Source organism: Phascolarctobacterium sp. ET69 (genome assembly GCF_023336935.1).
In the GTDB taxonomy this organism is placed as follows: domain Bacteria; phylum Bacillota; class Negativicutes; order Acidaminococcales; family Acidaminococcaceae; genus Fusicatenibacter_A; species Fusicatenibacter_A intestinipullorum.
Genome location: NZ_JAMBLR010000007.1, coordinates 80,237 through 87,961, shown reverse-complemented (window position 1 = coordinate 87,961; position 7,725 = coordinate 80,237). Strand labels below are relative to the sequence as shown.

General features: G+C 45.7%; 6 protein-coding genes. All 6 read right to left on the bottom strand.

Going from position 1 to position 7,725, the window contains the following annotated elements; translation table 11 throughout:
* Positions 1–96: 96 nt before the first annotated feature.
* The 6 genes from lysS to ftsH all read right to left on the bottom strand — a co-directional run bounded on the left by lysS (position 97) and on the right by ftsH (position 7,718).
* Positions 97–2,055, bottom strand: coding sequence for a lysine--tRNA ligase (lysS, locus tag M3079_RS08950; protein WP_349293391.1), 1,959 nt, complete (start codon positions 2,053–2,055; stop codon positions 97–99).
* 24 nt (positions 2,056–2,079) lie between these two features.
* Positions 2,080–2,553 carry a transcription elongation factor GreA gene (gene greA / locus M3079_RS08945; RefSeq protein ID WP_249078826.1) on the bottom strand — a complete coding sequence of 158 codons (474 nt, stop codon included), beginning with the start codon at positions 2,551–2,553 and terminating at the stop codon, positions 2,080–2,082.
* 147 nt (positions 2,554–2,700) lie between these two features.
* A complete protein-coding gene (dusB, locus tag M3079_RS08940) occupies positions 2,701–3,708 on the bottom strand; it encodes a tRNA dihydrouridine synthase DusB (protein WP_249078825.1) in 1,008 nt (335 codons plus the stop codon).
* Positions 3,709–3,755: 47 nt separating this feature from the next.
* Positions 3,756–4,532: a type III pantothenate kinase gene (locus tag M3079_RS08935; RefSeq protein ID WP_249078823.1), complete on the bottom strand. Its 777-nt coding sequence runs from the start codon at positions 4,530–4,532 to the stop codon at positions 3,756–3,758.
* Between the two features lie 87 nt (positions 4,533–4,619).
* A complete protein-coding gene (locus M3079_RS08930; RefSeq protein WP_021716466.1) occupies positions 4,620–5,615 on the bottom strand; it encodes a biotin--[acetyl-CoA-carboxylase] ligase in 996 nt (331 codons plus the stop codon).
* A gap of 141 nt (positions 5,616–5,756) precedes the next feature.
* On the bottom strand, positions 5,757–7,718 hold the full coding sequence (ftsH, locus tag M3079_RS08925; RefSeq protein WP_249078821.1) for an ATP-dependent zinc metalloprotease FtsH: 1,962 nt from the start codon (positions 7,716–7,718) through the stop codon (positions 5,757–5,759).
* Between the last annotated feature and the right edge of the window lie 7 nt (positions 7,719–7,725).

Genomic DNA, 7,725 nt, shown 5'->3' with positions numbered 1-7,725 from the left:
CTATTTTTACTTCTTGTCAACACTAAAAGTAAAATTTTATAAAAAAAGAAGAGAGTGCCACAGCACCCTCTTTTTATTATCTTATTAATGACAGTATCAGCGTAACTTTGCGCCTGCCGGAATATTATCATCCAGCATTAACAGATTCAGCCCTTCTTTGCCGTCATATTCGTATACCGCGCTGATAAGCATGCCTTCTGAATCGATACCCATCATCTTTCTCGGCGGAAGGTTAGTAATAGCCACACAGGTTTTGCCAACCAGTTCTTCCGGCTCATAGAATTCACGAATACCGCTCAGAATCGTACGTTTCTTATCGCTGCCGTCATTCAGCGTAAAGCGCAGCAGCTTTTTGCTTTTCGGAACTGCTTCGCATGCTTCTACCTTTACCACACGGAAATCAGACTTGCAGAAAGTATCAAAATCAACAAAATCCTCAAACAAAGGATCTACTTTTACTTTCGACAAATCAATTTTCGGAAGCGCTTCGCCATTTGCAGCTTCGTCTGCACTATTAACTTTATTTGCAGTTTTTTCGCCGCCAATATTTTTCATCGTCGGGAATAACAATACATCACGGATGCTGCTGCTGTCGGTAAGAAGCATAACAAGGCGGTCTACGCCAATGCCCAAACCACCCGTCGGGGGCAGGCCGTGTTCAAGCGCATTAAGGAAGTCTTCATCCATCATATTTGCTTCTTCGTCACCTGCGTTGCGTTCTTCTACCTGTTTCAGGAAGCGTTCACGCTGGTCAATCGGGTCGTTAAGCTCGGTAAAGCCGTTGCACATTTCGCGTCCGTAAATGTAACCTTCAAAACGGTCGGTAATTTCCGGATTGTCCGGATTGCTCTTGGCAAGCGGAGAAATTTCTTTCGGATGACCGGTAATAAATACAGGCTGAATGAGTTTATCTTCAACATATTCGTCAAAGCAGGCGTTAATAATTTTGCCAACGCCAAAAGTAGGCTCGTATTCCACATGAATAGCATCAGCCATTTTGCGTGCGGTTTCCACATCGGTTACGCCTTCAAAGTTTTGCCCGGTGTATTTTGCTACTGCTTCAATCATGCTGAGGCGCGGCCAGGGCGGAGTCAGGTCAATTTCCTGTCCTTCGTAGGTTATTTTCATGGTACCCAAAACCTTTTGCGCAATTTCGGAAATAATTTTTTCCGTTAAATCCATCATGTCAGTATAATCGCCATAAGCCTGGTAGATTTCAACACTGGTAAATTCCGGGTTATGTTTAATATCAATGCCTTCGTTTCTGAAAACACGTCCAAGTTCATAAACACGGTCAAAGCCGCCTACAACAAGGCGTTTTAAGTGCAGCTCGGTTGCAATGCGCAAATAAAGCTGCATATCAAGCGCGTTGTGATAGGTAATAAACGGACGTGCGGCTGCACCGCCCGGAATGGTATTCATGATAGGCGTTTCAACCTCTAAATAACCGTTATCATCAAGGATTTCCCTGAGGGTTTTGATAATTTTACTGCGCAGCACAAAAGTACGGCGTACTTTGGGGTTAACAATCAAATCCACATATCTCTGGCGGTAACGGGTGTCAACATCCTTTAAGCCATGCCATTTTTCAGGCAGCGGGCGCAGAGATTTGGAAAGAATTTCAACATCAACTGCTTTAACGGAAAGTTCACCCATATGGGTGCGGAATACAGTGCCGCTTACGCCGATAATATCGCCGATATCAAGCAGTTTAATTAAAGCATATTTTTCTTCGCCAATGGCATCCTTGCGCACATAAAGCTGAATACGGCCGTCTTTATCCTGCATATCCATAAAGCAGGTTTTGCCGTGGCCGCGGATAGCCATAATACGGCCTGCCACGCGTACAACGGTTTCATTGGCAGCAAGTTCTTCAAAATTTTGATTGATATCACCGGAATAATTGGTAACTTCAAATTTATGGCCGAAAGGTTTCCAGCCGTGTTCTTCAATCTGGTGCATTTTGTTAATGCGCACCTGCATCTGTTCGTTAAGTTCTTTTTCGCTTATTGCTTCTTCTTCAGGAACCTGAATATTCTTTGTTTCTTCAGACATTCTTTCTTATCGCTCCCCAACAAATTATTTAACTTCTAAAATCTGATAAGACAATTCACCTGCGGGGGTATGTACCTGCACCACAGAGTTTACTTTCTGGCCAAGAATTGCCGCACCTACAGGCGATTCATTGGAAATACGGTTTTTGGAAGGGTCAGCTTCGGTTGTGCCGACAATAGTATAGGTTTCTTCATCGCCAAATTCCATATCTTTAACCACAACAGTAGACCCAAGCATTACCACGCCTTCTTTGTTGGAAGCGCTGTCGATAACGGTAGCAGTGCTGATCATCTGTTCCAGCTCAAGAATACGGCCTTCAATAAATGCCTGTTCATTTTTTGCATCATCATATTCGGAGTTTTCACTTATATCGCCATAGCCGATAGCTACTTTGATACGTTCTGCAACTTCATGGCGTCTTACAGAACGGAGATTTTCAAGCTCATCTTCAAGTTTCTTTAAGCCTTCGGCTGTTAAAATAGTTTCTTTACTGCTCATAAATAATGCTCCTTTTAATAAGTTCCGCCTGCCAAGCAATATTAAACAGTGCCAAGCATATGCCTGACACTGGGTTACGGAACAAATTCATAGTATTATAGAATAAATTATAATTTTTTAATTTGTGTTTGTCAACTTACTTAATTTTCAGTCTGCTTCACTGCAAAAATTATGCTTTGCTGCCAGAAACTTTTCGGCTTCGTTACGGTATTCCCGCAAAAGTGCGCCAAATTCCTCACAAGTATTAAGTTCATTGATGCGCCTGCGGTACTCTGCCGCCATTGGCATGCCTTTTAAATATGCACCGGCATGTCTGCGCATTTCCTTTACGGCAATAACTTCGCCTTTAAAATCTTTAAGCATATGCAAATGCCTTTCAATCATATGCAGGCGCACATCAAGCGGAACTTCGTACTTTCCGCAGCTGCCGTTCAGCGCATTTATAATTTCCGTAAAAATCCACGGATTGCCGTCTGCACCGCGGCCTATCATTAAACCGTCACATCCGGTTTCTTTAAGCATGCGCAAACCGTCTGCTGCTGTTAAAATATCGCCATTGCCGAAAACAGGTATTTTTACGGTTTCTTTTACTTTTTTTATAACATTCCAGTCTGCTTTGCCGTTATAATACTGCTCGCGCGTTCTGCCATGCACAGCAATGGCTGCCACGCCTGCTTTTTCCGCCAAAAGTGCAATTTCGGGAGCATTAATATTTTTTTCGTCCCATCCGGCACGTATTTTAACAGTAACCGGAATTTTAACGCTGTCTGCCATACGTGCCAAAATTTCATACGCCAGCTGCGGATTTTTCATTAAAGCCGAGCCTTCGCCGTTATTAACAATTTTGGGCACCGGGCAGCCCATGTTAAAATCAATAATGTCTGCCCCGTCAGCCTCCACTATTTTAGCGGCCCGGGCAAGCTCCATCGGATTACTGCCGAAAAGCTGAATGGCAGCCGGGCGTTCTTCCTGCGCAATACGCAGCATATCAAACGTTTTTACATTTTTATATAAAAGCCCTTTGGCGCTCACCATTTCAGATACTACAAGGCCGCAGCCAAGCTCTTTGCAAATAATCCTGAACGGCATATCGGTAATGCCGGCCATGGGCGCCAAAGCTACCGGCGCGCTCAGCCTGATATTGCCAATCTGCATTTTTCACCTCATAAAATAAGGCCTGCCGTTCAGCAGGCCCAAAATTTTTATTTTGCGTTCTTTTCGTAAAGTATAAGCAGGCCTTCCAAAGTAAGGAACGGCTCAACCGCATCAATTACATCAGATTCGGCTGCCATGGTAGTTGCAAAACCGCCGGTTGCAATAACAATTGCTTCACCGCCAAGTTCTTCCTTCATTTTGCAGACGATTTCGTTCATCTGCCCTACAAAGCCAACCAAAATACCTGCCTGCATAGCGTTTACCGTATTTTTGCAGATTACGGCAGGCGGTTTTATAAGTTCAACACGCGGCAGCTTGGCCGTGCGCTGGAACAAAGCCTCCGCAGAAATGCCAATGCCCGGGGCAATAGCGCCGCCGAGATATTCGCCGGTAGGCAAAAGTGCACAAAATGTTGTGGCAGTGCCAAAATCAACAATAATCATCGGTTTGCCTTTGGAAGCGTATTTTTCAAAAGCGGCTACCGCATTAACTATACGGTCGGCGCCAACTTCACGCGGATTATCATATCTTAAGGAAATACCGGTTTTAATGCCGGGGCCAACAACCATGGGCACCTGGTCAAAATAGCGCTCGCACATGTGGCACAAAGGCACAATAAGCGGCGGTACAACGCTCGAAATAATAATCGCCTTAACTTCATCCATCGGCATTTTAGTATAGTTAAACATACTTCTGAGCAAAATGCCGTATTCATCGGCTGTTTTGGAACGGTCAGTAGAAAAACGCCAATGCGAAACCAGGCTCTTGCCATCAAAAACACCGGCTACAATATTAGTGTTGCCAACATCAATTACTAATAACATTGCCTATCCTCCTGCGGAGTAAAATTACTAACTAAAGAACCTCGCATATTATATCAGAAAAAACCGGGGCTGTACAGCAAAATTTACTTAAGCGTATTTTCCCGTGCCTGCTGCCGGGCGTATTGATACATCACCGGCAATAACTTTTTCAACAGTTCCGTCATCTTTTTTTACAATCAAAAGCCCGTCGGCATCAATATCAACCGCAAGCCCGCTGTAAGTTTCACCGGGTGCTATAACCTTAACCTGCTGCCCCAAAGTGCAGGAATATTTGCGCCATTCTTCCAGAACAGGTGCAAACCCATCCTTTAAAACTGCTTCGTACAGTTCTTCCATGTAAAACAGCACATCGGCTAAAATCTGCACTCTCGAAACAGGTTCCTGCGCCGCATCGGCAACGGAAATTGCGCAGTCTTTAATATCGTCCGGCACAATATTTTTCGGCACATTTACATTAATGCCGGTGCCGATAACAATATAATTAATTTTGCCGAACTCAGCGCTCATTTCAGTTAAAATGCCAACCAGTTTCCTGCCGTTCAGCAAAATATCGTTAGGCCATTTAATGGCAGCATTAACGCCGCTGTATTTATTAACTGCCTTTACAACTGCAACAGCAGCCATAAGCGTGCATTTGGAAGCCTCCTGCGGCAAAAACGGCGGTTTTAAAACAACAGAAAACCAGTCGCCGCACGCAAACGGAGAAAACCAGCCGCGCGAAAGCCTGCCTTTGCCGCCGCGCTGTTCTTCGCTTACAACAACAAGCCCGTTGTCGCAGCCTTCTTCCGCCAGGCGTTTGGCAACATTGTTGGTAGAATCTACGCTTTCGCAGTAATGAATGCTGTGCCCAAGCCATTTTGTTTTTAAATGAGTTATAATTTCTGCCGGTTTCAGCCTGTCCGGAGCAGATTTTAAAACATAACCTTTTTTAGGTACCGATTCAATATCATAACCCTCAGCCTTTAAAGCCTGAATATGTTTCCATACCGCAGTGCGCGATACATCAAGCTGGCGGGAAAGTTCTTCACCGGATACAGGCTCCTGCCCCCCGGCACGTAAAATCTCCAAAATGCGTCCACGCATAAAATCACACTCCTCGTTATCCTAAAGATTAACATTCTGTTAACGTAAAGTCAAGCAATAAAAAAACCGGCTTTATGGTCGGCCGTTAAATTGCATTTTTACATACATTTTAAACCGTCCCACTAAAACCGGTGTTTTATATTAATTTAAAGCGTGTTTTTCTTCCGTACTTACAACGCCCGGCACTTCCTGATACTGAGGTGTTGCCTGCGGCTGCGCTTCCGCTGCCGGTACAGTTACGGCATCCGGCGGAATTACGGCCGGTGTACCGCTGTTATCATCAGGCGGCTGTTCGTTTTTGTCCAGAATGCGCCCATATTTCATAAGCTGTTCAATTTCGCTGCCTTCCAGCGTTTCTTTTTCAATAAGCGCCTGCGCAATTAAATGCAGCTTGTCAATATTGTTTTGCAGCAGTTCTTCGGTTTTCTGGTAAGCCTCGTCAAGGAACTTACGGATTTCCTTATCAATTTTTGCTGCAATTTCCTCACTGTAATTTTTGTCACGCGCAATATCGCGCCCCAAAAATACCTGGTCCTGACGGTGCCCGAAGGTTACAGGGCCAAGTTCCGTACTCATGCCGTATTCGCAAATCATCTGGCGTGCCAGAGAAGTTGCGCGCTGCAAGTCGTTGCTGGCACCACTGGAAATTTCCTTCAGCACCAGCGCTTCAGCCACGCGCCCGCCAAGCAGCACTTTCAGTTCGTCAAGCATTTCACTCCTGGTTGCGTAATAACGGTCTTCTTTCGGCAGGCTTAAAGTATAACCGCCTGCTCTGCCGCGCGGAATAATGGTAACCTTATGTACAGGGTCTGCGTTGTCAAGCAGCATGCCGACAAGCGTATGCCCGCCTTCGTGATATGCGGTAAGGCGTTTTTCGTTGTCGCTGATAACTCTGCTGCGGCGTTCGGGTCCCATAATAACGCGTTCAGCTGCTTCTTCCATATCGGGCATGTTAATCTGCTTTTTATTGCGGCGTGCGGCCATTAATGCAGCTTCGTTTACCAGGTTGCTTAAATCAGCGCCGGTAAAGCCGGGGGTACGCCTTGCAATAACGTCAAGTTCAACATCGCTGCCCACAGGTTTGCCTTTTACATGCACTTTTAAAATTTCACGGCGGCCTTTAATATCCGGGCGGTCAACCACAATCTGGCGGTCAAAACGTCCCGGGCGCAAAAGAGCCGGGTCAAGAATATCAGGGCGGTTGGTGGCCGCAATCATAATAATGCCTTCGTTGGCACCAAAACCGTCCATCTCAACCAGCAGCTGGTTAAGAGTCTGCTCACGTTCGTCATGCCCGCCGCCAAGGCCGGCGCCGCGCTGACGGCCCACGGCATCAATTTCGTCAATGAACACAATGCACGGAGCGCTCTTTTTAGCCTGCTCAAACAAATCGCGCACGCGGGAAGCGCCTACGCCGACAAACATTTCCACAAAGTCAGAGCCGGAAATGCTGAAGAACGGTACGCCGGCTTCACCGGCAACGGCTTTGGCAAGCAACGTTTTGCCTGTACCCGGAGGCCCGTATAAAAGTACGCCTTTAGGAATTTTAGCGCCAAGGTCATTATACTTTTTGGGGTGTTTTAAAAATTCTACAACTTCTTCAAGTTCCTGCTTGGCTTCATCAGCACCGGCAACATCTTTAAAAGTTACCCTGATTTTATCCTCATCGTAACGGCGCGCACGGCTTTTGCCAAAGTTCATAACTCCGCGTCCGCCACCGCCGCCCTGCATTTGCTGCATCATGAAAAACCAGATGGCAACTATAATCAGCATCGGCAAAAGCTGGCTCAGCACAGAAGTCCACCACGGCGGCTCCGGCGGCAGTTCAGCCTTAATTTCAACGTCACGCGCCCTTAAAGTAGGGATAAGGCTTTCATCCTTCGGCACAACCGTTGTAAAATCGCTGCCGTCTTTCAGCTTGCCGCTGATAACATTATCAACAATCGTTACCTGCTGCACTTCGTCCTGCTGCACATGCTTCATAAAAGCGCTGTAAGTAATATCTGTTTTAGGGACTACGTTGGTTGAATAGGAATCAAACAACATTATCGCACAAATTATTATCAGCAGGTAGAATACAACATTTTTTAAAAATTTAGTCAAAATCTAC